22 protein-coding genes are annotated in these 25,238 nt (G+C 68.9%); 16 read left to right on the top strand and 6 right to left on the bottom strand.

Annotation, left to right across the window (positions count from 1 at the left end; translation table 11 throughout):
* Positions 1–93: 93 nt before the first annotated feature.
* Complete coding sequence (locus tag ABZU74_RS30455; RefSeq protein WP_355431073.1) at positions 94–717, top strand: hypothetical protein; 624 nt, start codon at positions 94–96, stop codon at positions 715–717.
* Positions 718–1,252: 535 nt separating this feature from the next.
* Complete coding sequence (locus ABZU74_RS30460; protein WP_355431076.1) at positions 1,253–1,579, top strand: AbrB/MazE/SpoVT family DNA-binding domain-containing protein; 327 nt, start codon at positions 1,253–1,255, stop codon at positions 1,577–1,579.
* A gap of 462 nt (positions 1,580–2,041) precedes the next feature.
* On the opposite strand, the gene ABZU74_RS30465 is transcribed toward ABZU74_RS30460, so the two are convergent.
* Entirely contained in the window at positions 2,042–2,284 is a 243-nt protein-coding gene (locus ABZU74_RS30465) for a hypothetical protein (protein ID WP_355431078.1), read from the bottom strand.
* Between the two features lie 439 nt (positions 2,285–2,723).
* On the opposite strand from ABZU74_RS30465, the gene ABZU74_RS30470 reads away from it, so the two are divergent.
* A complete protein-coding gene (locus ABZU74_RS30470; protein ID WP_355431081.1) occupies positions 2,724–3,992 on the top strand; it encodes an Ig-like domain-containing protein in 1,269 nt (422 codons plus the stop codon).
* A 296-nt stretch (positions 3,993–4,288) separates the two neighbouring features.
* On the opposite strand, the gene ABZU74_RS30475 is transcribed toward ABZU74_RS30470, so the two are convergent.
* Positions 4,289–4,783 carry a hypothetical protein gene (locus tag ABZU74_RS30475; protein ID WP_355431084.1) on the bottom strand — a complete coding sequence of 165 codons (495 nt, stop codon included), beginning with the start codon at positions 4,781–4,783 and terminating at the stop codon, positions 4,289–4,291.
* A gap of 111 nt (positions 4,784–4,894) precedes the next feature.
* Here ABZU74_RS30475 and ABZU74_RS30480 point away from each other — a divergent pair, with 111 nt between their 5' ends.
* Together ABZU74_RS30480 and ABZU74_RS30485 are read left to right on the top strand one after the other, a co-directional pair.
* A complete protein-coding gene (locus tag ABZU74_RS30480; protein WP_355431087.1) occupies positions 4,895–5,287 on the top strand; it encodes a hypothetical protein in 393 nt (130 codons plus the stop codon).
* Positions 5,288–5,862: 575 nt separating this feature from the next.
* Positions 5,863–6,747, top strand: a complete 885-nt coding sequence (locus ABZU74_RS30485; RefSeq protein ID WP_355431090.1) for a peptidase M23 — start codon at positions 5,863–5,865, stop codon at positions 6,745–6,747.
* Between the two features lie 627 nt (positions 6,748–7,374).
* Here the strand turns inward: ABZU74_RS30485 and ABZU74_RS30490 are convergent.
* Both ABZU74_RS30490 and ABZU74_RS30495 read right to left on the bottom strand, forming a co-directional pair.
* Positions 7,375–8,394, bottom strand: coding sequence for a hypothetical protein (locus ABZU74_RS30490; RefSeq protein WP_355431093.1), 1,020 nt, complete (start codon positions 8,392–8,394; stop codon positions 7,375–7,377).
* Between the two features lie 62 nt (positions 8,395–8,456).
* Positions 8,457–9,839: a YibE/F family protein gene (locus ABZU74_RS30495; RefSeq protein WP_355431095.1), complete on the bottom strand. Its 1,383-nt coding sequence runs from the start codon at positions 9,837–9,839 to the stop codon at positions 8,457–8,459.
* A gap of 545 nt (positions 9,840–10,384) precedes the next feature.
* On the opposite strand from ABZU74_RS30495, the gene ABZU74_RS30500 reads away from it, so the two are divergent.
* From ABZU74_RS30500 to ABZU74_RS30535, 8 genes are read left to right on the top strand one after another with little or no spacing between them, the layout of a single operon-like run.
* Positions 10,385–10,708: an NADH-quinone oxidoreductase subunit A gene (locus ABZU74_RS30500; protein ID WP_355431172.1), complete on the top strand. Its 324-nt coding sequence runs from the start codon at positions 10,385–10,387 to the stop codon at positions 10,706–10,708.
* The gene (locus ABZU74_RS30505; RefSeq protein WP_355431098.1) at positions 10,699–11,973 is read left to right on the top strand and encodes a hypothetical protein; all 1,275 of its coding nucleotides are present in this window, start codon (positions 10,699–10,701) and stop codon (positions 11,971–11,973) included. The genes ABZU74_RS30500 and ABZU74_RS30505 overlap by 10 nt, the downstream gene beginning before the upstream one ends.
* Positions 11,966–12,904: a complex I subunit 1 family protein gene (locus ABZU74_RS30510; RefSeq protein WP_355431100.1), complete on the top strand. Its 939-nt coding sequence runs from the start codon at positions 11,966–11,968 to the stop codon at positions 12,902–12,904. The genes ABZU74_RS30505 and ABZU74_RS30510 overlap by 8 nt, the downstream gene beginning before the upstream one ends.
* A gap of 3 nt (positions 12,905–12,907) precedes the next feature.
* Positions 12,908–13,471, top strand: a complete 564-nt coding sequence (locus ABZU74_RS30515) for an NADH-quinone oxidoreductase subunit J (RefSeq protein WP_355431103.1) — start codon at positions 12,908–12,910, stop codon at positions 13,469–13,471.
* Positions 13,468–13,770 carry an NADH-quinone oxidoreductase subunit K gene (locus tag ABZU74_RS30520; protein ID WP_355431106.1) on the top strand — a complete coding sequence of 101 codons (303 nt, stop codon included), beginning with the start codon at positions 13,468–13,470 and terminating at the stop codon, positions 13,768–13,770. The genes ABZU74_RS30515 and ABZU74_RS30520 overlap by 4 nt, the downstream gene beginning before the upstream one ends.
* Positions 13,767–15,710 carry a proton-conducting transporter membrane subunit gene (locus tag ABZU74_RS30525; RefSeq protein ID WP_355431109.1) on the top strand — a complete coding sequence of 648 codons (1,944 nt, stop codon included), beginning with the start codon at positions 13,767–13,769 and terminating at the stop codon, positions 15,708–15,710. Before ABZU74_RS30520 ends, ABZU74_RS30525 begins: the two co-directional genes overlap by 4 nt.
* Before the next feature lie 3 nt (positions 15,711–15,713).
* Complete coding sequence (locus ABZU74_RS30530; protein ID WP_355431112.1) at positions 15,714–17,204, top strand: NADH-quinone oxidoreductase subunit M; 1,491 nt, start codon at positions 15,714–15,716, stop codon at positions 17,202–17,204.
* A gap of 3 nt (positions 17,205–17,207) precedes the next feature.
* Positions 17,208–18,626, top strand: a complete 1,419-nt coding sequence (locus ABZU74_RS30535; protein ID WP_355431115.1) for an NADH-quinone oxidoreductase subunit N — start codon at positions 17,208–17,210, stop codon at positions 18,624–18,626.
* 171 nt (positions 18,627–18,797) lie between these two features.
* Here the strand turns inward: ABZU74_RS30535 and ABZU74_RS30540 are convergent, their stop codons facing one another.
* Positions 18,798–20,372 carry a multicopper oxidase family protein gene (locus ABZU74_RS30540; protein ID WP_355431119.1) on the bottom strand — a complete coding sequence of 525 codons (1,575 nt, stop codon included), beginning with the start codon at positions 20,370–20,372 and terminating at the stop codon, positions 18,798–18,800.
* A 767-nt stretch (positions 20,373–21,139) separates the two neighbouring features.
* Between ABZU74_RS30540 and ABZU74_RS30545 the strand changes: the two genes are divergently transcribed.
* Positions 21,140–23,053, top strand: coding sequence for a heavy metal translocating P-type ATPase (locus ABZU74_RS30545; protein WP_355431174.1), 1,914 nt, complete (start codon positions 21,140–21,142; stop codon positions 23,051–23,053).
* 82 nt (positions 23,054–23,135) lie between these two features.
* Here the strand turns inward: ABZU74_RS30545 and ABZU74_RS30550 are convergent, their stop codons facing one another.
* Positions 23,136–23,984 carry a F510_1955 family glycosylhydrolase gene (locus ABZU74_RS30550; protein WP_355431122.1) on the bottom strand — a complete coding sequence of 283 codons (849 nt, stop codon included), beginning with the start codon at positions 23,982–23,984 and terminating at the stop codon, positions 23,136–23,138.
* A gap of 263 nt (positions 23,985–24,247) precedes the next feature.
* Here ABZU74_RS30550 and ABZU74_RS30555 point away from each other — a divergent pair, with 263 nt between their 5' ends.
* Positions 24,248–24,643 (top strand): DUF2752 domain-containing protein, encoded by a 396-nt coding sequence (locus tag ABZU74_RS30555; RefSeq protein WP_355431125.1) that lies wholly within the window; start codon positions 24,248–24,250, stop codon positions 24,641–24,643.
* A 104-nt stretch (positions 24,644–24,747) separates the two neighbouring features.
* The gene (locus ABZU74_RS30560) at positions 24,748–25,197 is read left to right on the top strand and encodes a hypothetical protein (protein WP_355431128.1); all 450 of its coding nucleotides are present in this window, start codon (positions 24,748–24,750) and stop codon (positions 25,195–25,197) included.
* The last annotated feature ends 41 nt before the right edge of the window (positions 25,198–25,238 follow it).

A 25,238-nucleotide genomic window follows, 5' to 3' on the forward strand; every position in this document is an offset into this window, starting at 1 on the left:
TCAACTCCTGCCGGGCGGCCGAGAACACCTGCACCCATCGATGATCACCCACCGTCTAAACCGGACCGCCGCCGGGTTACGAGACATCGCTTAGTGATCGCTGTCCTCCCGCAGGGCGGCTTCCAGATGCGCGGGTTCATTAGCGACCACCAGCTGCGCGTAATCGAGGAGCTGCGGGCAGACAAGCGAATCTGGCTGATCCTGGTTATGCAAGCCCTCCAGGTGCTCCAAGACGAGGGCAAACCTGCCCGGTTCGCCCAGCGGACGGGGGAGTTGGCCTTCGACATCGGTGCCGGTGAGTGGGCCGACAACCTTGAGGAAGTCGAGGCCGGGACCTACGTCGAGCTCCTCGTGCCTCTGGCCGGAGGCGCGGACTACATCGACGCGGTGGAACTGCTGCGCGATGCGCGTGGCCTACTGCGGGAGGGCAACGTCCCCTCTGCGATCGGACAGGCGCGCAAGGCCCTGGAGCAGGTCCGGGAGGCGTACGGCACGCAGAAGGTGTTCGTTGGAGCGGTGAAGAAGAGCCCGCGGCAGCGCAGCCTCGCCGAGCGGTGGGCGTGCATGGTCGAGGACTTGTTCTCGACCATGAGTGGTGCGAGCCACAACGACGACATGACAAAGGAGTTCGAGTACACCCGGGAGGACGGCGCGATGCTGATCACCGCGACTGCGGGGATGCTCAAGCGGTTGGCGGCCGACCGCGACTCGCTGTAGCGCGTCTCGGCAATCACATGAATGCGCCTTACTGCATTGATGTGCGACTCTGGGTGCCGTCGTGGTGGCGTCGGTAAGGATCCCGAAAATCGAGACTTGAATTCCACCGCCAAACCTCTGAGCGGGGCTTGCTACTCGGTGACCTCTTCGGCGGATCCGAAGAGGTCACCGATGCGACTAGACTTGCGTGAGCCTGAACGTCTTGCCGATGGTCATCTGCGGTGGGGCATCGGTCCGTGTCGCCCCTCGGACACCAGTACGTCTCATATGTGCGACGTAGACGTAGCGGTGGTCAAGGATGCTTGACCACCGCCGAAATCCATCAGACACCGCGTCTGGCACTACTCTCAGTGACCAGCGCCGGACGAGTTCCGCGATGACGCGCGGCGGCTCGTCAGTGATTCCCGCCGTTGCTATGCCCGGTCTGGCACGTGGCGTGCGCGTTGCTCCTGGCTCCCCTTCTGCGGCCATGAGGCGTCCTCCGCTACCACTTCCGAGTCTTGCCGCCACCCGAAGCAGCGCAGCTGTCTATGGTGTGGCGACGCTCGACTCGCGTGGTCGGATCGCCGACCGGTGCGCGATGAAGGAACTCCAGTGGACCCCCGGATTGCGACTGAGCATTCGGGAGCGTCGAGGGCTGATCGTCGTATCAGCTGACAAGCAAGGCGTCTTCAAGGTAACGAAGGAAGGCCACGTCCGACTGCCGGCAGTGGTCCGTCAATGGTGCGGCCTCGCCGCCGGTGACCGCGTACTCATCGTGGCTGAACCAGCCAGCAACCGCCTGGTGGTTCATCCGCCGGCAAAGCTCGACGAGATGATCGGGCAGGCTCACGATGCGGTCTTCGGGGGCGAGCATGAGTGACGCATCGGCGAGTCAAGCTGAGGTGGCAGCGGCTCGGCTCCTTCTTGCTCGGATGGGCATCTCGCCTGCCGACCTTCTGGAGGCCGCCGTGGCTCGGCCTTCGTCGCCGACCTTCGCCGAATACGTTCCCGTGGTGGCGGCTGCGGTCTCGGAAGGTACGCAACGTGCCTATGGCTCCTACTGGAACCGTGTGGTGGAACACTGGGGACAACGCAGGCTGGACGAGCCCACGCCGTCGGAGATTGAGAAGTTGGCGGAGTACGTCAAGACGCACGTTGTGGCTCGGCGGAATGCCCGCGGAGGCCGAAGTGCGGCGGAACATCTGATTGCCGCCTTGCGATGTCTCTACAAGAGGGCGGTAGCTGATGGTTTCATCGCAGAGTCTGACAACCCTGCTCTAAAGGCCGCTCGGCGGCGTCAACAGGTGGTGGAGACGGTGCGGCTGGCGGCGGAACCGGCGGTTCAACGGACGGGCATGCGACGGGCGCTGCAGCCGCCGCCGGCATCGATGGCATGGCCGCCACGGCGGGCACGACCAAAGCTGCACTCAATGTCATCACTGCAACTCGTGAGGTAGTCACGTGAATGAACGGTAATCGTCATCAGGGTGGCTGCTAGCAAGTTGGCGGAAGCGATCCCGTCGACGGTGGAAATTGCGGCAATCGCCGCCGGAGAAACGATATGGCCCAACTCATGCCCGACCATTGGCCAACCTTGCTGTGGGTCATCTCTGCCGGCTAGTCCTGTTCCAGGCCGTCCGCTGTGGTTGCGCCACCTTCCCGACCCGCAAACACCGACATCCTATTGTGGTCGCGGCGGTTCCGTGCAACCAATGCCGTAGCAGCGCCAACTGCGCTACTTGCGCCTCGCCGCCAGGAGCAAGGCAGGCCTGGAGGTGGCACGAGCCGCACGGGGCTCGAGCGTGAAGGGGTGGGTGGCCGGCCTGGGCGACAATCGTTGCCATCCTTCGCCTACAAAACCGAGGCAGGCACAGAGGGGGACGGCTGGTTAATTTCCACCCAAGGAGCCAAATCGGGAAAACTCAGCCCATTGCCAGACGCCTGAATCTTCCGAAAATTGGCCTACTATCGCCGGTTCGTAGAGAGAATATGGCGAAGGGAAGACACAACTGGGGGGACGCATCATGGAGTTGAGGCAGCGACTGACGCTGTTTGCGGTAACCATCGCAGCCACACCGTTGGTCCTCGGCGGGTGCACCACCGAGCGTAAGTCGGGTGCCGGGTCGGCCCAGGGGCGGTCAGCGCCGCCGGAGCTGACCGTTACACCTTCCGACGGCACGCGAGAAGTGCCGATCAGCACCGAGGTGGGGACGGCCGTGAAGGGCGGGCGGATCAGCGCTGTACGGATCAGCGACGATAAGGGGACGCAGGTCAAGGCCGAGCCTCGGGAGGACGGGTCGGCTTGGGTTCCGAGCAGGGCGTTGCAGCCCCGGCGTACCTACACCGCCGAGGTCACCGCGACCGGCGGCTCCGGGCAGATCACCACCCGGAAGACGACCTTCACGACGATGCCGAAACCCACCAAACCCACGATCACCAGCACGCTCTACTTCACTGGAAATCGGACCTACGGCACGGCGATTCCGGTAACCGTCGCGTTCGACCCGCCCATCCCCAAGCCAGCCCGAGCGGATGTGCAGCGCCGCCTGTTCGTGAAGACGAATCCCCCTCAGCCGGGAACCTGGTCCTGGGTGGACGATGGCAGTCAGGTCTATTACCGGGCCCCCGATTTCTGGCGACCAGGCACCACGATCAACGTCCGGACCGGCCTGGAGGGCTTGCCCATCGGTGAAGACCGGGTCGGCGACGCGGACCGAAGCGCCACCTCCAGGATCGGCCGGCAGGTGTCCCTGGAAGTCGACAACGCCACCAAGCAAATGTCGGTCATGCGGGACGGCAAGCTGATTCGCAAGATCCCGGTCAGCCTCGGCAAGCCGAGCACGCCGACGTCCAGCGGCAAGATGGTGATCATGGAGAAGCACCAGTACGCGACGTTCGACACCCGGGGAGAACCGAACGGAGGCTACGTGGTCGACGTTGAGGACGCCCAGCGGCTCACCTGGGGCGGTGAGTTCATCCACGGGGCGCCGTGGTCCGAGGGGGACCAGGGGAAAACCAACGTGTCGCATGGCTGCACCAACGTCTCCGCCGCCGCAGCCGACTGGCTGATGGGCGTCACCCAGGTCGGAGACCTGGTCACCTTTAAGGGCACCGAGGTGCAGTTGCAGCCGGGCAACGGCTGGACGGCCTGGAACGTCAGCTGGGACGAATTCGTCAAGGGCAGCGCACTGCCCGTACCCGCCGGGCTCCAGCCGGCCCCGGCGCAGGTGCCGCACCCGGGCGCCGTGGCCGGTGGATCGCCAGCCCCGGCCCCGTCCGTCACTGGCGAGTGATCCGATCCTGTCCCACACGGGGGCCGGATCGTCGGCGGCGAGCCGGCCCCCTTGTCTCTCGTCATGCGTGGACGCCCACTCCATAAGAGCTGTGACGGGGGCCGTTACTGCATGGGCATGCGGACGTGGTCCGTGTGGTCGGACGGGCCGCTGTAGGGCTTTCAGCCCGCAGCAGGGAACCAAGTCTGCCGGTACAGGGGGCCTGCCGCGCGAGAGCCGCGACGCACCCTGTCGCACTCACGGGCAGAGAGTCCCGGAAGGTCGGCGATGATGGCGGATGCCCAGGAAGGGCAGCTCTAGGGGATTGGGGTAGGGGTCTTGTCGGTCGAGGCCGAGGCAGCGAGCATCCGTGCGAACAATTGGGCCATACGGGGGCCGGCCATGCCGCTCGCGCTGAACTGGCGGGTGGTGCCGTCGGTGCATTCGACGGTCACGGTGACTCGACCGTCGATGGCGTCACTGCGGGCGAAGGTGACCTGAGCGGCACTCAGGCTTCCCGCCGATCGACGCTCGGCGCGCCAGATGAGAGCTCCTGCTACCGCGGTACCAATAGCGCCGGCAACGACGACAGTCACGGTGGCGCCAATCAGCCACAGGCCAACCCGTACATCGACGGCGCGAGTAACGCCGTTGGCGACCGTCGCAAGGCCCATCCCGACCAACACCGACCCGGCGCACCAGTGCAGCAGACGTCGCCACCGCGACGCGGTCAAGGTGATAACGACTGTCCTGTCGATCAGGCGCAGGCTGGCGGTCTGGCCCGAGCCCACAGCAACGGGGAACACCTTCACCCCGATACGGTATGTCATTACCTGCCAACGGTCGGCCGATTGCGACGCTATTGTGGCGATATGCCGGCTTGGCTCAGACCGCAGTGGCTGCTCGGCCACATACTCGTCGCTGTGGTCGCGGTGGCGTGCCTGCGTCTGGGCTGGTGGCAGTGGCAGCACGCGCAGCTGGGCAACGGCGCCAGTTACGGTTACGCGGCGCAGTGGCCGCTGTTCGCTGCCTTCGGGGTGTTTTTCTGGACCCGCGTGGTGCGAGAGCGCGTGAACCGCGCTGCCCGCCCGCCGGCGGCCGAATCCTCGCAGTTCACAGTGACCGTCGGGCCTTCCTGGTCGTTTCATCGCGGGGAAACAGACGCAGGCCCGGTGGCGCGACTAGTGCCGACCGCCGACGTCGCGCAGCAGGACGAGGACGACCGGGACGTCGCCGCATACATGCACAGACTGCGGTGGCTCAACGTCGACTCGCGCCGGTGCCTGTCGGACTATCCCGGCTTCGACGGCCACTGACCCCCGCCGCGATGTCGGTGGCCCGGCCGGTCTTGGCGGGCAGCCGTCGGTGCTAGGTCGGCGACGCTGCCGGGCACCGCGCCGTCGCTACGCGCACCGGCACCGGTCTCGTCAGTGCGCCCGACGCGAGTCGGAGCGTCGTTCGGGTTGGAGTCACCGGCAGTGCCCATCGGAGCATCTGGGGAGGTGGAATCGGATCGGGACTCCGGCGTGCCCGCTGCCGCCCTAAACCTCGTAGTGGCTGTCGCCAACGGCTTGATTTGAATGGCGGTGGCCTTGGAATTGAGGGCCATTAGCTCAACGGCAGGGGAACCGGCAATGTCTGGCCCCTAAAGGCCAGCCCCATATCGCCCGAAAGGCTGAGTTAGTGGATCAACCTGGCGTCCTCGGCATCCTGCCCCGTTTCGTGCTGGCTCCTGCCCCTGTAGGACCGAGGGGTGATTTGCCGGTCTGGCGTGGCTTCTTCCCGGGTCCCCCGGAGCGGCCCTAAGACTCCCGTTGTGGCATGGCAAAGTGTGAGCACGGCCACTCGATCACCGTGGGTAACGGCACGTGCGCCTGTCTAGCCTCGTCAAATGCGTAACGACGGCAACCTCGACGACCCGCGCGGCCTCGGCGGCCCGGCTGTCCGTTCGGACGATAATCCCTCAACCGATCAGCCAGCCGGTGTCTCCCAGGGCTGGCGCCCCGCCGGGTTCCTACGTACCCGCCTTAGCCGCTTCAGCAACCCCTTTGTCGCCCGACGCGGTCGGACTCGGATGGCGGCGGCCACCGGTGCTGTGTGCTGCCTCGGCCTGGCCGGTGTCGCTGTCATTGGTGCAGGCCCGGCCGGCGAATCCTTCACCCCGGACCAGCGTGCGGAGATCGCTCAGCGGGCGGAAGCGGACGCCGCCTCCCGTGGGCGGGGCCGAGAGTCCGCCGCCCCGGTCACCGGAAGCCCGACCGCGGAAAGCCGCGCAAGCTCCGCTTTGCCGACGGCCAAGTCCACCCCCAAGTCGAAGCCGAAGCCGAAGCCGGAGCGAGTCGTTCCGGTCGCGGGGCTGGACCAGGCCCAGATGAACAACGCGAAGATGATCGTGCGTGCCGGCGAGGAGATGGATGTGCCGCGCCGAGCGTTGGTGATCGCGGTGGCCACGGCGATGCAGGAGAGCAACCTTTACAACTACGCCAGCGGAGTGCTGCCCGAGTCGCAGAACTACCCACACCAGGCCATCGGCTGGGACCACGACTCCGTCGGGCTCTTCCAGCAGAGGCCCAGCACCGGCTGGGGTGCGGTGCGGGATCTGATGAAGCCGGAGTATGCGACCCGGCAGTTCCTCAGTGCATTGCTGACGATTCCGGGTTGGCAGGACCTCCCGCTGACCGTCGCGGCCCAGTCCGTGCAGGTATCGGCGTTCGGGTGGCTGTACGCCCAGCACGAGTGGCGTGCCAACCAGGTGGTGAACGCCATCCTCGCCTGACCGTGGCTGGCGCCGGGCTTCTCAACGCACGGGGAACGCGGTGTTGGGGAACGGGTCGTCGCTATCGATTTCGGCGGTTGCGGGCGGTCAAGTCCGGTAGGCGAGCGTGGCGATCCCAATCTCAGCGCGGTAAGCGTTGTTGCTGGGGCGAACCAATGGATTGGGTGGTCAGCGTCGAAGTCAACGGGTCACCGTCTGGTCGGGCACGACGATCACGGTGTCCTTGCGGACACCGCCGCCGACGACGGCGAGCGTGTGTCCGTGCAGGTGCATGGGTGAAACACGATGTCGGTCGCCACGATCGTGGTGGCGCTCAACGCTCGGCTGCTGCGGCGGGTCGGCTTGATCCCGCGGCCTCGATAAGGACGTGACGCGGCCGGGTTGGGTGTCGAGGGTCAGCGGATGGGCGAGGGTCACGAGAGCGAGTTAGAGCCGCTGGGTTCGCGGCCCTGCCGCGTACCTGCCGCGTACCCGCCGGGCTCCAGGCAGCCCGGGCGCAGGGGCCGCACCTGGGCGCCGTGGCCGCCAAGTCGACAGCGCGCCCGTCCCGTTGATCACCGGGGGCTGACCGGGGCCGTATGCGACAAGGACAACCGAGGGGCCGTCCCGTGCTCGCCGCGGTTGTGGCTAGAGCAATGACACATGCACGTGGTCGGTGTGGTTTGACGGTCCGCTGTAGGACTTCCAGCCGGTTGCCGGGAACCAGATCTGCCGGTTCCAGATCACGTAGTACACGCCGAGCCGGTCGGCGTTGCGGATCAGGAACGCGGCGAGGTTGTTCCCGTACATCCGGGTGTCCTTACTGCGCCAAGGGCTGAAGCCGCTGTTCTGCAGCGACCAGTCGCAGGCGAGGCCCCTGGGGTGTTCCCACGGACCGCCCGGCCGGTAGCAGCCGACGAACCGGTTGAAGCCGGCCCGCTTAACCTCCTTGTACATGTGCAGCGTGCGCGGCGTGACGCAGCCAGCGGTGGTGGGGTCCTTCTCGCTGCAGCCCTCGGACTTCCAGTCGCCGTCTGAGGTGCGGCCAGGGGCGATCCGGGCAACCGGCGAGGTGGCCGACACCAGGCCACCGGTGAAGCCCTGCCCGCCCACGAGCGCGAGCGCCTTCTCCGCCTCACGCTTGTCCCGGGCCATGTCATTGGTGAGCTTCTGCTGCTCACGCACCTCGGCGTCGAGCGCCAGCTTCGCCTGCTCGGCGCGCGTCTTGACAACGCTAACCTCGGCGAGCTTCTTGGCATTGACCATGTTCAACTCGTCCAGCGCGACAGCACGCTGGGCGAACGAATCAGGGGCGTTGCTGTCCAGCAGCATGGCGGCCACACCGAGCCGACCAGTTCGGTAGGACTGCATGGCGATATGACTCACCTGCGGCCTCAAGGCGTCCAGCTCCGCCTGGGCGCGGTCGACCTGCAGCGCGAGCTCGAGCTGGCGCTTCTTGGACTTCTCCAGCTTCGCCTTGGCCCGGGCGTAGGCGCGGTTCGCCCTCTCGATGACGTCGTTGAGCAGCCGCGGCTCGCTGTCATCCTCGTGACCCGACGGCGTCGGCGTCGAAGGTGCAGCCGTCGCCGGGTCGGGACCGATGACGATGGCGAAAACACCCAGCGTGGCCACCACCGGTGTCATCCAGCGGCGCAAGCGTGCCGTCACAGGTCCTCCTTCCGACTGATCAGCGTTCCCATGATTAGGTGCGTCACGGATGATGGCGGTAATCACCACTCAGTAATCCGGCGTCCTTGCGGGTCGAGCCCACTCGGCGTTGGGTCGCTGCCTGGACCGGCTCGCCCACCGGTGGGATCACCCCCGCTCAGGGCCTCGAGCGCGACGTTCCGCCTCGACGGCCACTGGTTTGCAGGCCGCTCCTTGGGGATACGAGATTGTGGGACGTGTCCACCATCGGCGGTGTCGACTGCGGGGTCGCGCCCAGCCGTGGTGACCAGCGCCGCCAGTGCGGTGGTCAGCGGTACGGCGGCGATCAGTCCGAGTGTGGCGACCGCGCTGCGGACGATCTCCTGGGCCAGGAACTCGCTGGTGAGGATCTGGCTCACCGGCCGAGAGTCGGCGGTGAGCAGGAGCAGCAGCGGCAGCGAGGCGCCCGCGTACGCCAGCACGATGGTGTTGACGGTGGAAGCGATGTGAGCCCGGCCGACCCGGGTCGCCGCGCGATAGAGCTGGAGCCGGGACAGTGCCGGATTGGCGTGCGCAAGCTCGGTGACCGTGGCCGCCTGGGTGACCGTGACGTCGTCGAGGACCCCGAGGGAGCCGATGATGATCCCGGCCAGTAGCAGGCCGTGCAGGTCGACGTCGGCCTGGAACATCGACAGCGTGGTGGCCTCCTCACTGCCATAACCGGTCAGGTGGGCGGCAGCGGTGGCCAGGGTGGCGAGCAGGCCGGTCAGCACCAGGCTGCCCAGCGTGCCGAGCACCGCCACCGACGTCTGCGCGGTGACGCCGTGAGTTAGGTACAGCACCACGAACATGATCAGGGCCGAGCCGGTGACCGCGATCAGCAACGGCGAGCCGCCAGCGGAGATGCTGGGCACGACGAAGGCGAGCAGGATCGCGAAGGTCGCCCCGAGCCCGGCTAGCGCCGCGAGCCCCCGCAGCCGTCCGAACGCCACGATCGCGGCCGCAAAGAGCGCCACCAGCCAGATCAGCGGCTTGCCGCGCTGGTGCTCGGCGATGTTGTAGGTGCTCACCGTCGGGTCGGCCGGATCCATCAACTGGACAAGAACGATCGCATCCCCGACCGCGACTTGGGGAGCGCCCGGGCCAGACGGCACCGGCATCTGCGCCTGTTCTCCGGTGTCCGGGCCCTGCTCGATCTGGACGGTGACCGTTCCGCACGGCCCGTCCTGCGCGGCCGGGCTGCCCTCCGGTACCTCTGACGCTGGCGGGCAGGGTTCCGTCACCACCTTCGTGACCGTGCCGTGGTAGCGGGGAACGGGGTCACTCTGCTCCCCGGCAGGGGTGTCACGCGGCCAGAGCACCAGGGTGGCGATCACGGTGATGACAAAGAGGGGGACCACCGTCGCGACGAGGATCCGCCGCACCCGCGGGGTGGACGGTGCGGGACGGCTGTGGTCAGCACCCACTGTGAGTCTCCCAACGGTCGAGGCGGCCGGTGTCGGCGACTGGCCTGATTACTGGTTGGAGGTGCCCACCTCGACGCGCTGGGCATCACCTGTGGCGCGACTTTAGGCGCCACCACGCACGGCGACTGGGAAACGCGCTACTCCTGCGTCGTCAAGCAAGAGCGCCAAGGTGTGTCGGTGTAGGCCGTTCGCCGACGGACTCGTGGCACCGGTCGGCCGCGACACGCCGTCCTCGAATGCACCTCATCCCCCGTCTACCGCACCGCCTACTATCAGTAGATAGTAGGCGGCGGGAGGGTCGATCCGCGGCGGGGGTGGCACCTCATCGTTGCCGACAGAGAGGGCGTCACCGGGCGAGCGCCGTCCTCTGTTCTTAACCGTGCTTACGGCTGTCGCCGCGCTACGCCTGCCTCTAGCAGCTCGGTGGCCGGCTGATGTCTCTGCCGCACACCTCACCTTCGGGCGCATATGCGCCCATCGACCCTCCCGGACGGGCATGCTCGTAATGATCAGGAGGAGGCGACATGTATGCAGGAGCCGCCGCGATGGCACTGGTGGCGGCTGTCTTCGTCGCCGGGTTGTACGGCCTGCACCGCCTGCTCGCCCTCGCGCCCGACCCACTCGTGATGCTGCCGTTCCAGTCCGGATGGAGGCCCGAGGAACACGCGCTGTCCCGGTACCACGTCAGGTGGTACCTCTCGACCCTGCTGTTTCTCGCATTCGACGTGGAAATGCTCTTCATGTACCCCTGGGCGGTCGTCGTTGCCGAGATGGGCGCCACGGCGATCGTCGAGATGTTCCTCTTCCTCGGTGCGGTCTTCGTCGCGGTGGTGTGGGCCTGGAGGGAGGGGGCTCTGCGGTGGGTTTGAGCAACGCCCTGGCCAGGTACGCGGTTAACCACGCCCACGTCCTCCTCGTGGAGATGCCGGGGCACTGGCTGACGCGCGCCGCGGCCGAGCAGCACCTCCTTGCCCGGGGCTGGCTGTTCGCCTCGTCGCCCGCGGACGCGGACGTGCTGGCACTCTGCGGCATCCCGGGCCCAGAGATGACAGCGATTGCCGCAAGGCTGTGGGAGCAGTTGCCCGGGCCACGCGCCCGGGTCCAGATCAATGCACCGCACCTCGCGGCGGCGGCGTTGGAGAGCGCCGCCACCAAGCTCCTCGATCTGAGCCTGCAGCGCGACGACAGCCAGGGCCGATCGACTAGGCCCGATGGCGAGCAGCGCCGTGACAACGAATCGGAGGGCCGCGACGGCGGCCACGACCACGGCGGCCACGGCACCCATGCCGGCAAGGGCGAGATGGACGACGGCGGTCACGCTGAACACAGCGCCGTGGACCATGGGACGTCCGGCGGCCATGGCGACAGTGGCGATCACGGTGGCATGGGCGACGGCATGGACATGGGCCACGCCGGCATGGGTCACAGCGGGATGAGTCACGGCGGCATGGACATGGCGCCGGCCGGGATCCCGTTGGCTCGCGGAGGCGAGGACCGCGACGGCCTGGAGCTCGACGTCCTGCGCCTTCGTCTGGGTCCGGTGCTGCCGTATTGGCCGACGGGCCTAGTCCTACGCTGCTCATTGCAGGGTGACCTCATCGTCCACGCAGAGCCCACCCTGGTCGACGCCCACGACACGCGTTACGACGGTGGCGTGAATCGCGCTCACCATCGTGCGGCGCGTCGCTGCGACAACGCGGCAGGACTGCTCGCCCTCGCGGGTTGGGAGGACGCGGCCGGCCGTGCCCGGCGTCTGCGTGACTGGCTGCTGAGCGACGGGGACCGGCGGACGGCGGCCCGGGACCTCGACCGGCTGCGTCGCCGCGTCAAGCGTTCGTGGCTGCTGCGGTGGTCGCTGCGCGGAGTCGGGTGCCTTTCTGCGGCTGACCTCGCGCGGCTGGATTTGCCCGGCCATCTGCGCGGAGACACCCACGACCGCCTGCTTTCCATGATCCAGCGAGCGGCCGGTGACATCGCCGGCTCCGCCGGCGGCAAGGGCGACGCTGGCGAGTACGTGTCGATCGTCAAGATCGGTGATGTGGTGCAGGGGCTGGACATCGCCACTGCGCGGTTGGTCGTCGCCAGCCTTGACCTCGACCCGCTGTCGGCGGCGAGCGTGGTGGCGCATGCCTGACTCGACCGTCACGGCGGTTCCCGCCGGGTGGGCACTCGCCGCGGCCGCGATCTTGGGTCTCCTCGTGGCCTTCGCCGCGGTCGTTGACGGGCTTCTCTCGGCGCGGACAGCGGGCGCCGGGCCGTCGGGTGTGACCCGACCGCTGGGGGAGGCGGCCCGGCTCGTACGGCAGCGGCGCAGAACGACTGTCGCGGCCGACACCTTGCTGTGGCGGATCGGCAGTTCCGGTCTGCTGTTCATGGCGTTGATGATCGTGACGGTCGTGCCTCTGGGGCAGTGGACGCTGTTCGACCTCGACGTGGGGGTGGTGTGGCTCAACGCGATGGACGTCCTGGCGTGGGCGTTCGTGTGGCTGACCGGGTGGGGCGCCAACTCCACGTACTCGTTGATCGGGGGCTACCGCTTCCTGGCGCACGGACTGGCCTATGAACTCCCGCTGATGTTCGCGCTCGTGGCGCCAGCGGTAGCCGCATCGAGCCTCAACGTCGGGACGGTTGCGGCAGCGCAGACGGACCTGTGGTTCGTGGTGTGGATGCCCGCCGCGTTCCTGGTCTACTGCACCGGGGTCGTCGCGATCGCGGTCTGGGGACCGTTCACGCCAGCGCTCGGCTCCGACATCGCCGGCGGCGTCACCACGGAGTTGTCCGGCGTCGACCGACTGGTGTTCCAGGGCGGACGCTATGCCCTACTGGCCGCGGGAGCCGCGTTCGCCGTACCGATGTTCCTCGGAGGTGGCAACGGTCCGCTGCTGCCCGGCTGGGCCTGGGTGCTGGTAAAGACGAGCGCCCTGCTCGCTGTCTTTGTGTGGCTGCGACGCCGGCTTCCCGCTCTGCGGCCGGACCTGTTCATGGAGGTCGGGTGGGTAGTGCTCCTACCCGCCGTGCTTGTCCAGGACCTCCTCGTCGCCGTCATCGCAGTCTGGAGAACCTGAACGATGATCACCGCCATCTCGTTCTGGGCGCTCGCCGTCGTCGCCCTGCTCAGCGGGGCCGCCGTCTTCTGGGTCAACTCAATGGCCCGAGCCAGCTACTCCCTCGCGCTGTCGTTCATCGCGGTCGGGGTGCAGGTGCTGCTGCTGCAGCAGAACTACATCGGTGTGGTGACGATCCTGATGATGGTGATGGAGATGGCCGTGATGGCCGTCTACATGGTGATGTTCATGGGCATGAACCCGGCGCTGATGCCGATGAGCATGGTCCACGACAAGCGACACGCCCTGGCTGCCTCCGTCGGTGTGTTTGTCGCCCTGACCGCCGGGGTGCTGCTCGTTCCGTGGCCGGCCCGCCGCGGCGCCCCTGCCGAGGACGTGACGGCCGCGCTCGGTGAGGAGCTGATGGGCCCGAAGATGCTAACGATGATCATCGTCGGGGTGGTCATGGCGGTCACCATCGTGGCTGGCGTGGTGCTGGCAGCGCACCGCACCCGCTACGACCGCTTCGGTGACGACCTGCGCCGCCGTCCCGCACACGACCCACAACCGGGTGGGGTCGGCCGATGACCCTGCAGACCGTGCTGCTGATGGCGGCGGCCCTGTTCAGCGTGGGCCTGTACGGCGCGCTGTCCCAGCAGGTCGTGGTGATGGTGATGATGGGCCTCGAGCTGATGCTCAACGGTCTCATCCTGGCCGCCGCCGGTTTCTGGTGGTTCCTCGCCCCGGACCCATCCGGGCAGGTATTGCTGTTGGTGATCATCGCGGCGATGACCGTGGAGATGGCGATGGGCTTCGCGGTGGCCACCCTGTTACACCGGTTACACCGGGTCGATATGACCGACATGGCCGCGGACCTGTCCGGATGAGGGACCTCGCGCAGGTGTGCCTGTGGCTGCTGGTGGTCCTGCCGGCAGGCGTCGGCGCTCTGCTCGCCGCCGCCCGACGGGCGAACCGAATCGCCATCCCGATCTCCTTGACAACCGCCACCACGATGGTGGGCCTGTCGGCGGTGGTGGCCGCCGCCCGCCCCGCGGTGTCGGTGCCCTTCCTGGCCGGCGCCGACCTCGCGCTGGCCGTCGACGGGCTCGCCGCCCTGATCCTGCCCACGCTCACCGTGGTGACCCTGCTGGTGCTGCTCGCCTCGACCGGGGAAATTCGCGCGTCGACCGCCCGGTTCCACGGGCTGATGCTGATCTTCGCCGCCGCGGTCGCGTTCACCGCGGCGGCGGCGACACTGCCGGCGCTGCTGCTGGCGTGGGAGATCATGGGCGCCGCGTCGTACGCGTTGATCGGTTTCCGGTGGCGCGACGAGGACCGGATGTCAGCCGGCCTCACCGCATTCCTCACCACCCGCGCCGCCGACCTGGGCCTCTACGCCGCCGCCGGGGCAGCGCTCGCCGGCGGCGCGGGCCTGGCCCTGGCGGACCTGTCGCAGAGCAGCCCGGGATGGCGCCACGTGATCGCCGCCGGCATCCTGGTCGCCGCGTTAGGCAAGGCCGCGCAGCTGCCGTTCTCGTTCTGGCTGTCCCGGGCGATGGCCGGCCCGAGCGCGGTGAGCGCCCTGCTGCACTCGGCGGCCATGGTGGCGATGGGCGGCTACCTGCTGCTGCGAGTCCAGCCGCTGCTCGCCGCCACCGGGTGGGCGGGCCCGGTGACCACCGGGTTCGGTGCCGCGACCGCGCTGCTGCTCGCAGCGGTGGCGGTGGCGCAGCGCGACCTCAAGCAGCTGCTCGCCGCCTCCACCGCCGCCCAACTCGGCTTCGTGGTGATGGCAGCTGGCGCCGGAACGGTCGCCGGCGGCGCCGCGCACCTCGTCGCGCACGCCGCGACCAAGGCGCTGCTGTTCCTGGCCGCCGGGGTGTGGCTGACCGCGTTGGGCACCAAGCGGCTCGCCGGCCTGCGCGGGGTTGTCGGGCGGTGGCGGCTGGTCGGCTGGTCGGCCACGGTCGGTGCGCTCGCTCTCGCGGGGATCGCACCGCTGTCGCTGTGGGCGACCAAGGACGCCGTCCTCACCGCCGCCGGCGAGCAGTCGCCCTGGCTGTACGCCATCGGCCTCGCCGCGTCGGCACTGTCCGCCGCCTACGCCGCGAAGATCCTCGTCGTCATCTGGCCGCGGGTACCCGCCGACCGCCGGGCCGAGGTGGAGACCCACTTCGACGAGGAGGAGCGCGGCAACCGGCGCGTGACACTGCGGCAGCGAGGACCTCTGGTGCTGCTGGCGGTGGGCGCCGCGTACGCCGGTCTGCTGGCGCTCCCGCCGCTCGCCAGCACCGTCGCCCGGGCCGTCGGCCAGGCCGGCGGCTCTCACGCCTCCGCCCGGGAGTTGGTCGTGTCGGCGGCAGTCACCCTCGGGGTCCTGCTGGTGGTCCTCGCCCGCCGACGGTTGCCGGAGCCACGCTGGGCGCTGCGCTGGATGGGGCTGCAGGCGGCCGCGTCAGCGCTCGTGACGCGCCCCACGCTGCGCTGCGCGAACGCCCTGGCCCGGTTCGACGACCGGGTCCTGGACCGCACAATCACCGGCGCCGCTCGGGCCGTGGTGTCCCTCAGCCGTCGCGCCGCCCGCTTCGACGACCGGGTTGTCGACCGTGCCGTGACATCAACCTCCGAACTGTCGATGCGGGTCGCGGCGCGCGCGGCCCGGGCCGATGACCGGTGGCTCGACGAGGCGGTGGAACACCTGGCCGCCAGGGTGCGTCGGCTGGGCCGGCTGGCCCGCCGGCCGCAGACCGGCCAACTGCACCAGTACTACCTGCAAGCCGTCGTGGTCCTCCTCGTCGGCGTCGTCCTCCTCGTGACGTTGGGGTGAGCCGTGCTCAGCGTGATCATTTTCTTGCCCCTCGTCGCCGGTCTGATCCTGGCCGTCCTCCCGCGGCTGAGCGACCGGATCGCCCGCTGGGCGTGGGTGGCGGTCACCGCCGTCGACCTCGCGCTGATCGTCGGGCTCTGGCTGCGCTACGACACCCCGGCCCCCGGAGGCCTGGCGTTCGAGGAGCAGGCGGCATGGATCCCCGGCGTGAACAGCAGCTACCACCTCGGCGTCGACGGTCTGTCCCTACCGCTGGTCGCGATGACCGCGGTGATCTTCCTGGCCTGCGCGGTGTACGCGCTGCGCAACCGTCACCGCCCGCGCGGGCAAGCCGCCCTGTTCCTGTTCCTGCAGAGCGTCAGCCTCGGTCTGTTCATCGCCGCCGACCTGATCCTCTTCTTCGTCTTCTTCGACCTGTCCATCGTCGGCATGTACTTCGTGATCGCCGCATGGGGCCACGGCGACCCTGGGCGCTCAGCGATGAAATTCTTCCTCTACACCTTCCTCGGCTCGCTGGCGCTGCTCGTCGGGTTCATCGGCCTGTACGTCGCCGCCGATCCGCACACCTTCGACATGCCGGCGCTGGCCGCGGCCACACCGTTGGCCGACCGGCCCCTCGCCGGCGGGCTGGTGCTCGCCGCGATCCTGATCGGCCTGGCGGTGAAGACCCCCACCGTTCCCTTCCACACGTGGTTACCGCCGGCACACACCGACGCCCCCGCCGTCGGCTCGGCGGTGCTGGCCGGTGTGCTGCTGAAGATGGGCACCTACGGCTTCGTGCGCATCGCCATGCCGATGCTGCCCCAGTCGTGGCGCGCCTGGGCCTGGGTGATCATCGTCGTGGGCGTGGTGTCGGTGCTCTACGGTGCGCTCGTCGCCCTGGCCCAGACCAACCTCAAACGCATGATCGCCTACACGTCGGTCAACCACATGGGCTACATCGTCCTCGCCGTCGGCGTCGCGGGCCTGGTGGCCACCGACACCGCGCAGGCCCGGACAATCGCGGTGACCGGCGCGGTCACCCAGATGGTCAGCCACGGCCTGATCACCGCCGCGCTGTTCCTGCTCACCGGCGTCCTACGAGACCGCGCCGCCAGCTACGACATGCGGGAGTACGGCGGACTCGCCGCCACCGCACCCAGCTTCGCGGCGCTGTTCGCCGTCGGCGCGTTCGCCTCCCTGGGCCTGCCGGCGTTCACCGGCTTCATCGCCGAGTTCCAGATTTTCACCGGCAGCGTCGCCGCCGCCCCAGCCACCGCCGTGGCGATCCTCGGCATCCTGATCACCGCCGCGTTGTTCCTGCGCGCGCTGCAACGCGTCTTCACCGGCGACACCCGGGGCCATTCGGTCGGCTTCAGCGACCTGCACCCCGCCGAGGTGTGGTCGGTCGGCCCGCTGCTGCTGCTCTCCCTGCTGTTCGGCGTTCTGCCGCGTCCGCTGCTCGACGTCATCGAACCCGCCGCCGCCAGCGTCGTCGACCTGGTCGGGAGGTAGCCGGTGGAAACGGAGATGATGCGGCCGCTGTTGCTGCTGCCCGAGATGCTGCTCGTCGTCGGAGCGCTCACCGCCCTGCTCGGCGGTTCGTTCGTCCCCCGAGACCAGCAGTGGAAGATTCGGGTCCTCACCGTCGGCGTCCTCCTCGCGGTCATCGTCACCGCCGCGATAGGGATGGCCGGGCCTGCACGGGCCGCCTTCGACGACAGTTACACCGTCGACACCGCCACCGGTGTGGCCCGGATCCTCACCTCGGCCGCGACGCTGCTGGTGCTCATGCTGGCCGCCGACGAGATCGCCGGAACGGCACGGGAGAGCGAGTCCTGCGCGCTGCTGCTCTTCGGCGCCGCGGGAACCGTGCTGCTCGCTGGTGCTGACGATCTGCTCGTCCTCGCCGCCGGTTTCCTCCTCGCCACGATCCCGCTCTACGGGCTCATCGGACTGGCGTTCACCGCCCAGGGCGCCGAGGCAGCGATGAAGACGTATCTCATGGGGGCGCTGTTCGGCATCCTGCTCCTACTTGGCGTGGCAATCCTGTCCGGACTCGCCGGTAGCACCGGTTACGCCGAACTCACCACCGCTCTGGCTGACGTGCCACCGGCGGCGGTGACCGGGGCGGTCGTCGCGCTCGTGGCCGGGCTGATGTTCAAGGCCGGCGCGGTTCCTGGCCACTTCTGGGTGCCCGACGCGGCGCAGGGTGCCAGTGCCACAGCGGCGACGTTCCTGACCACGGTTCCCAAGATCGGAGCGGTGGTCGCGGTGTACCGCCTGGTCGGCATCCTGCCCGACGCGGTGCCCTGGCCGGCGTTGATCGCGACCGTCGCGGTGGCGAGCATGACACTTGGAAACCTGGCGGCGTTCTGGCAATCCGACCCGCGGCGGCTACTCGGATGGTCGACGGTCAGTCAGGTCGGGTTCGTGCTTGTGCCCGTGGTGGTGGCTGGCAACAGCGACCTGGCGCTGCCGTCGCTGCTGGTCTACCTCACCGCTTACACGGTGACGAACATCGCCGCCTTCGCCGTCACCGCCGCCCTGCCCGACCGCCGGGACCTCGGCGACTACCAAGGCCTGGCGACCCAGCGCCCATGGCTCGCCGCCGCCCTGGTCGTGGCGCTTCTCGGACTGGTTGGCACCCCACCCACCGGCGTGTTCGTCGGCAAGCTGACCACCGCCACCGCCGCCTGGGACGGTGGCCACGGGTGGCTCGCCGTCGTCGTCTTCCTCAACACCCTGCTCAGCCTGTTCTACTACTTGCGCTGGATTGTCCCCACCTACCGTCAGCCGCAACGAGACGCTCCCGCGCGAGGAGAAACCCGCTCTCGACGGCAGTGGTCTCCGATCACCGCGGTCACGGCCGCCGCCCTCAGCCTTGCCGCCGGTCTGGCCGGGGGAGTGGTGTGGACCGCGGTTAGCGGCCCATAGGGGCAAGCCGGCGCGGATCCACATGCGGCCGCCCGCGTCTCGGACGAGAATCTCCACGACTGGGGCGATGGTTGGCGCGGGGCGGGAAGGCCGGGGGCCAGGCGGTTCCTCATTGGCCTCGCCACGAGCAAAGGCCGGTGCTGCGCGTCCATCGCTGGGCGGGACGGGCTGTCATCGCCGGTACGCCAGATTCGCCATCATGCCCGCCTGCCCGTGGTACACGTTGTGGCAGTGGGTCATCCACTGACCGGGGTTCGTGGCGTCGAAGTCCACAGCGACCGTCCGGTGCGGGGTGACGATGACAGTGTCCTTGCGGGCGCCACCGCCGGTTACAGCGAAGGTGTGCCCGTGCAGATGCATGGGGTGGAACATCGTGGTGCGGTTGACGAATTCGAGCCGCACCCGCTCACCTCGCTCGACCAGAAGCGGGTCAGCGTGGTTAAAGGTCACACCGTTGATCGTCCACCGGTAGGGCGTCATCGACCCACCCAGCACGAGCCGGTGCACCCGGTCCGGTCGCTGCCGAGTCAGGGCCACGCTGTCCGCGGCACGCAGCGTGTGAGTAAGGAGCACACGCCGGTCCAGTTCGACCGGCCGGTCCATAGCCGAGGGCGGGTCCCCGGCGCGGGTGCGCACCAGGGCGAGCCCTCGCCCACGCTTTCCCTCGGCGGCGGCGACCAGCGGGAACACTCCGTCAGCGAGTTCCGCTGCGACATCGACCCGCTCGCCCATCCCGAGCACGAGCGCGTCGGTCGTCGTCGGGACGACCGGGAAACCGTCAGTGTGCGTCACCGTCATCCGATGCCCACCCAGCGCCACTCGGAACGCCGTGTCGGAGCCGGCGTTGACCACCCGGATCCGCACCCGCTGCCCAGGCCTGGCGCGGAAGGTGACCGGTGCGGCGGGAACCCGGCCGTTGATCAGGTAATGGGGGTAAGCGACGTCCCCGGCGCCGCCCAGCAGCGGCGAGGTCATCGTCTCCATCCCGGCCATATTCCCGTGCCCGCCCATGTCGCCCGGGCCCGTGTCGTCCATGGCGCCGTCGCCCACGCCGGGCATGCCGCCCCCGCCGCCATGATCCATCTCCGGAGTGTCGCCGTGGCCGGACATCGCCCTTAGCGCGGCAAGCACCTGTTCCGGAGTGCGGCCGGTGCCGTCGACCCAGTCGTCGAGCACCACGATCCACTCGTGGTCATAGCCGCCGGTGTCGTGCGGGTCGTCAACGATGAGAACTCCGTACAGCGCCCGGTCGAGCTGCAGCCCGGAATGCGGGTGGTAGAAGTAGGTGCCAGGGTCGGGGGCGATGAACTCGTAGCGGTGCTGAGCGCCGCTGGGGATCGGCGCCTGGGTGAGACCGGGGACGCCATCCATGTCGTTGCGCAGCGCGATGCCGTGCCAGTGAACGCTGGTGTCGGCGGGCAGTCCGTTGAGCAGATCGACCCGGATCAGGTCACCGGCGCGAGCTCTAATCAGGGGGCCAGGCAGGTCTTCCGCGTATCCCCAGGTTCGCACCTGCGGTCCGCCCAGGTCGACGGTGACCGGTCGTGGACGCAGTGTTGCTGTCACCGTGCCCGCGCCGGGCCAGCGACGGCCCACACCGACGCGAGGCACCAGGTCATCGTGCGGAGTCACGACCGGAGGGCCGACAACGCCGTCGGCCCAGGCGGCGGTGTCGGTGCCTGCTGCCACCCCCACCGCGCCCGCCAAACCGACGAGCAACCGACGGCGGCTGATGGCGGGTGTCATGACAACTCCTCGGTCCGAAACGGCGGCCGAGCGGCGTCGGCCTAGTCGGTGATGTCATGTACAAGTCTCGCCGTGACGGCCCGGAACATGGGGGGGTTTCACGAGCGTTGCCCTGTTTGAGTGGCTGTTTGGCGTCTCGGTGCCCAAGTCGCTATCTGAAGCGTTTCCAGCCGCGCTGAACGCCTAATGCCTGATGACCACGACGCCAACCAAATGGGCGGAGATGCGTAGGTGCAGGGCCTGTCCCTGCCGTCCCGTTCGGCCGACCAAGTCACCCCGCTGCACCGTTGATTCGTCGACGCGCGAGGAGTCCGCCGGGCGGGGCAGCAGCGCATACCCCTCCCGGGGTAGCGGTAGGTGCTCGCACCCACCGCCTCTACGAGAGCTGCTTCGCCGCAGGTAGCGGCCCTTCGCCACGGACTGGTTGCCATATACCCCCGGGGGGTATATGGTGCCGGTTGGAGGTGGACGGCATGAGACACGAACACACGACCCACACTGAACCGACGGTTTTCCCCGCTGAGGCGCGACACGATGGACATCAGGTGCAGGTTGGCGAGCAACCCACCGGTGGATCGCACGGCGGGCATGCCGGCGGTGCCCGACCCGCGGATAGCCACAAGGGTGGGCACCACGACCATGCGGGGCACGGACCCTCTGGGGGGCACGCGGGTCATGACAAGCACGTGGGGCACGACCCGGAGCAGTTTCGGCGCAAGTTTTGGCTGAGCCTTGCGCTGACGGTTCCGATCGTGGCCACCAGCCACATGGTGATGGACTGGTTCGGCTACACGCTCGACTTCCCCGGCATGAGCTGGGTTGGCCCGGTTCTGGGGTCGGTCGTCTTCTTCTACGGAGGCTGGCCCTTCCTGGTCGGCGGCGTCCGCGAGGTCCGTGACCGGGCTCCCGGAATGATGCTGCTGATATCGATGGCGATCACGGTGGCCTACATCGCGTCGCTGGCCACCAGCCTCGGCGCGTTCGATCTGGACTTCTGGTGGGAGCTGGCCGCGCTGGTCACCATCATGCTGCTGGGCCACTGGCAGGAAATGAAGGCGATCGGCCAAGCACAGGGCGCCCTCGCCGCGCTGGCAGCACTGCTGCCTGACGACGCCGAACGCATCGATGACGACAGCACCGTGCATCGGGTACCGGTGTCCGAGCTGAGGGTCGCCGACGTGGTACTGGTTCGCTCTGGTGCCCGGGTGCCGGCCGACGGCCGGATCGTCGACGGGGCCGCGGAATTGGACGAGTCGATGATCACGGGGGAGTCCCGGCCGGTTCCGCGGGGCGTCGGAGACAGGGTCGTGGCCGGCACGGTGGCGACCGACTCCGCGCTACGGGTCCGGGTCGACGCGGTAGGGGAAGACACCGCTTTGGCCAGCATCGGTCGGCTCGTGGCGCAGGCGCAGGCCTCCAGCGGCCGGGCGCAGGTGCTGGCTGACCGGTTCGCCGCGATGCTCTTCTACGTCGCCACCGCCGCCGCGCTGGTCACCTTCGCTTCTTGGTGGGCGCTGGGTGATCTCGACCAGTCCGTGGTGCGGACGGTGACGGTCCTGGTCATCGCCTGCCCCCACGCCCTCGGGCTGGCCATCCCGCTGGTGATCGCACTGTCCACCGCGGTGTCGGCGAAGGCCGGCATCCTGATCAAGGACCGCCTTGCCTTGGAGCGGATGCGCACCGTCGACGCGGTGCTGTTCGACAAGACCGGCACCCTGACAAAGGGCGCGCACACCGTCACCGCGACCGCCGCAGCTAGCGGCGTCAACGAGAACGACGTGTTGCGCATCGCCGGCGCGGTCGAGGCAGACAGCGAACACCCCCTCGCCAAGGCTCTGGTCAAGGTCGCGCAGGACCGCGGGCTGCGGACGAGCGCCAGCGACTTCCGATCCCTGACCGGTAGAGGAGTCCAAGCCGTCGTCGACAACGCCACCTGGGCGGTGGGCGGCCCCGCTCTACTACGGGAGCTTGGCGCCGCGGTCCCCGACGAGCTGGCCAGCGCAGCGCAAGGTTGGTCGGCGCGCGGCGCGGCGGTGCTGCACCTGATCCGCCTGCCGCAGGCCGGTCAGGCGACCGCGGTGGGCGCGTTCGCCCTCGAGGACGAGGTCCGTCCCGAGGCCCGCGAGGCCATCGCCGAGCTACGCGAACAGGGCGTCAAGAAGATTGTCATGATCACCGGAGATGCACGCTCGGTCGCCGAGGCGGTCGCCGCCGACCTGGGCTTCCGGCCCGGGGTGGACGAGGTGTTCGCCGAGGTGCTGCCGGCCGGCAAGGACCAGGCGGTCGCCGACCTGCAGGCCCGAGGTCTGACCGTGGCGATGGTCGGCGACGGCGTCAACGACGCTCCCGCCCTGGCCCGCGCCGACGTGGGCCTGGCCATCGGGGCCGGCACGGACGTCGCGATCGAGTCCGCCGGGGTGATCCTGGCATCCTCTGACCCACGGGGTGTCACCGGCGTGATCCGGCTGTCCCGGGCGTCGTACCGCAAGATGACCCAGAATCTGGCCTGGGCCGCCGGGTACAACGTCGTGGCCATTCCCCTCGCGGCTGGTGCGCTGGCCTGGGCGGGGGTCACACTCAGCCCGGCGGTGGGAGCGGTGCTGATGTCCGTCTCCACCATCGTGGTGGCGCTGAACGCGCAGCTGCTGCGCCGGGTCAAGCTCAGTCCCGGGCAGCACTGACTCAGCAGAAACGGCGGCCCGATCGGAGTTACCCGACCGGGCCGCCGGCACAGAGGCGGGTGCGAGCCATCTAGGCCCCGGCTTAGGGCAGCATCGACTGCCACGTCACGCCCGCGTCGGGGCTGCGCAGCACCCGGCCGTCCCGGGTGGCCAGGTAGATCACGTTCTCGTGCACGGTCAGAGCGGCCGGGGTGCCTGGCGCCCGGCTAGGGGCGGACGACCAGGTCGCTGCTGCGTCGACGGAGTGCACCAGCGTGCCGTCCGCCGTGATCGCCACCAGCTCCCGCGAGGACCAGTGCAGCAACACCGCGGGCGGGCCGCCGGCCGGCGTCCAGGTGCGGCCGCCGTCGGTCGAGCGGCGCAGGCCCTGGTCGGTGCTGGCCAGCAGGGTTCCCGGGCGGAGGGGGTCGACCGCCAGGTCGGAGGCCTCGAGCGTAGAGCGGGTCTCCCAGGTCATCCGGTCACTGCTGGCCATCAGGGCGCCGCTGCTCGAATCGAGGCCGTACACCACGCCGCCGGAGAAGCGCAGCAGGTGAAAATCGGCCTGCCCGCCCAGAGACAGACCTTGCCAGGAGTGGCCGGCATCGTTGCTGTGGATCAGCCCCAGGTGCGCCGGCCCGTCCTCGTCGGGGGCCGGGTGACCGGAGGCGAGGAACTCGTTAGGGCCGGTCACCGCGAAGCCCATGGTGTCCTGCCGGCCGTCCCCGACCCGCTCCGCCGCCACCCCGGAGAGCCGGAATACTCCGTGGTGGGTGGCCACATACAGCCGCCCATCGGCGGGGTTCACGCCAAGTCCGTGCACATGGCTGAGCCGGCCGTTGTCCGACGCCGTCGAGGCGGTCGACGGGGCGGGGTCGTCACGCCAACCGGCAGCAGTAGCCGCGGCTGTGACGAGCAGGAGGACGCCGACGACGACGCCAATCCACGCCATCCGATTCTGCCCCTTGAGGGCCACACCCGCTCCCTTGCCTCGATCCGATGATCCGCAGCGGCAACGCAGGCCGATCCCGCAGCTGTGCCCCGATCGTAAGCCATCTACTATTGCCCGATAGTAGTAGCGTCGGGAGCGTCACGGTGCAGACGTGGCAGCGACGCTCGGGTGGGCGCCTTTCGGATGGCGCGGCGAGGAGACTACCGGTGCATCAGGCCACGGCAGCACCTGACCGGACGATGCGGCGCGCAGCCTCAGTGGCGATGGCTGCGGTACTGGTCGCGGCGGCGGGGTTCGTGCTGCGTTTCGATCCCACCGACCGGTTCGCCGACCCGACCGGACCGTGCCTGTGGCACTCCCTGACCGGCATCAATGGCCCGGGCTGCGGCGGCACCCGCATGGTCTATTACCTCTTGCACGGGGATCTCACTCAGGCCGCCCGCCACCACCTGGCCGCGCTGGTAGCGGTGCCCTTCGTGGCCTACCTCGGCGTCCGCTTCGTCGCCTCGGCCTGGCTTGGACGTGAACTGCCCGCGCTGCGCCTGCCCACCTGGGCCTACGGGGCCTACATCGCCGGCTTCCTGCTCTACACCACCGTGCTGCGCAACCTGCCGTGGGCGCCGTTCTCCTGGTTCAACATCCCCAACCTCACGCCGTAAGACCCGCCCCTCGGACCCCCCGACCAAACAAGTCGCCATCACGCCACCCGCCTTCCTCCAGCACGACTGGTCGCCCCTTATGTCACCTACTATCCTGGATTCGTATGAACAGGACCGCACGCCAGCGCCCCGGCAGGCTCGTCAGCCTGCCGCGGGTGCTGCTGCTCGTCCTCCTGGCCCTCGGCGTCGCCGGAATGCACACCTTCGGCCACGGCAACGGCGGGCACACCACGAGCGGCCACGACGCCACAGCGGCGCTCATGCCGCACGACACGTTCACCGGTCCTGATCAGGACGACTCCGGCCACCAGGGTTTGATTGCCCAGATCCGCGAGCCGCGCCCTAGCGGCAGCCCCGATCTGGGCCTCTTCTCGGTCTGCCTGGCTGTGCTCGGCGCGTTCGGACTGGCCGTCGGACTGGCACTACTGCGTGTGCGATCCCACCGTGAACGCTGTGATGCGCGGACGCATCTCGCAGTTCACGGCGGCGGGCGCAGCCCACCCGCACTGTTGCTCGGCCTGCGCGTCGCCGCGGTGTCGGTGCTGCGGATATAGCAAACACCGGCGGTCACACCGACCGTCGATCCCTTATTCGC

This window comes from Micromonospora sp. NPDC005171, assembly GCF_040608575.1.
Classification (GTDB): Bacteria; Actinomycetota; Actinomycetes; order Mycobacteriales; family Micromonosporaceae; genus Micromonospora.

Excerpts from the sequence above, each read along its gene's own strand:
- ABZU74_RS30465 (WP_355431078.1), bottom strand. The coding sequence starts at position 2,284 with ATGGTCGGGCATGAGTTGGGCCATATCGTTTCTCCGGCGGCGATTGCC.
- ABZU74_RS30470 (WP_355431081.1), top strand. The coding sequence starts at position 2,724 with ATGGAGTTGAGGCAGCGACTGACGCTGTTTGCGGTAACCATCGCAGCC.
- ABZU74_RS30485 (WP_355431090.1), top strand. The coding sequence starts at position 5,863 with ATGCGTAACGACGGCAACCTCGACGACCCGCGCGGCCTCGGCGGCCCG.
- ABZU74_RS30500 (WP_355431172.1), top strand. The coding sequence starts at position 10,385 with ATGGCACTGGTGGCGGCTGTCTTCGTCGCCGGGTTGTACGGCCTGCAC.
- ABZU74_RS30510 (WP_355431100.1), top strand. The coding sequence starts at position 11,966 with ATGCCTGACTCGACCGTCACGGCGGTTCCCGCCGGGTGGGCACTCGCC.
- ABZU74_RS30515 (WP_355431103.1), top strand. The coding sequence starts at position 12,908 with ATGATCACCGCCATCTCGTTCTGGGCGCTCGCCGTCGTCGCCCTGCTC.
- ABZU74_RS30520 (WP_355431106.1), top strand. The coding sequence starts at position 13,468 with ATGACCCTGCAGACCGTGCTGCTGATGGCGGCGGCCCTGTTCAGCGTG.
- ABZU74_RS30525 (WP_355431109.1), top strand. The coding sequence starts at position 13,767 with ATGAGGGACCTCGCGCAGGTGTGCCTGTGGCTGCTGGTGGTCCTGCCG.
- ABZU74_RS30540 (WP_355431119.1), bottom strand. The coding sequence starts at position 20,372 with ATGACACCCGCCATCAGCCGCCGTCGGTTGCTCGTCGGTTTGGCGGGC.
- ABZU74_RS30545 (WP_355431174.1), top strand. The coding sequence starts at position 21,140 with ATGGTGATGGACTGGTTCGGCTACACGCTCGACTTCCCCGGCATGAGC.
- ABZU74_RS30550 (WP_355431122.1), bottom strand. The coding sequence starts at position 23,984 with ATGGCGTGGATTGGCGTCGTCGTCGGCGTCCTCCTGCTCGTCACAGCC.
- ABZU74_RS30555 (WP_355431125.1), top strand. The coding sequence starts at position 24,248 with ATGGCTGCGGTACTGGTCGCGGCGGCGGGGTTCGTGCTGCGTTTCGAT.
- ABZU74_RS30560 (WP_355431128.1), top strand. The coding sequence starts at position 24,748 with ATGAACAGGACCGCACGCCAGCGCCCCGGCAGGCTCGTCAGCCTGCCG.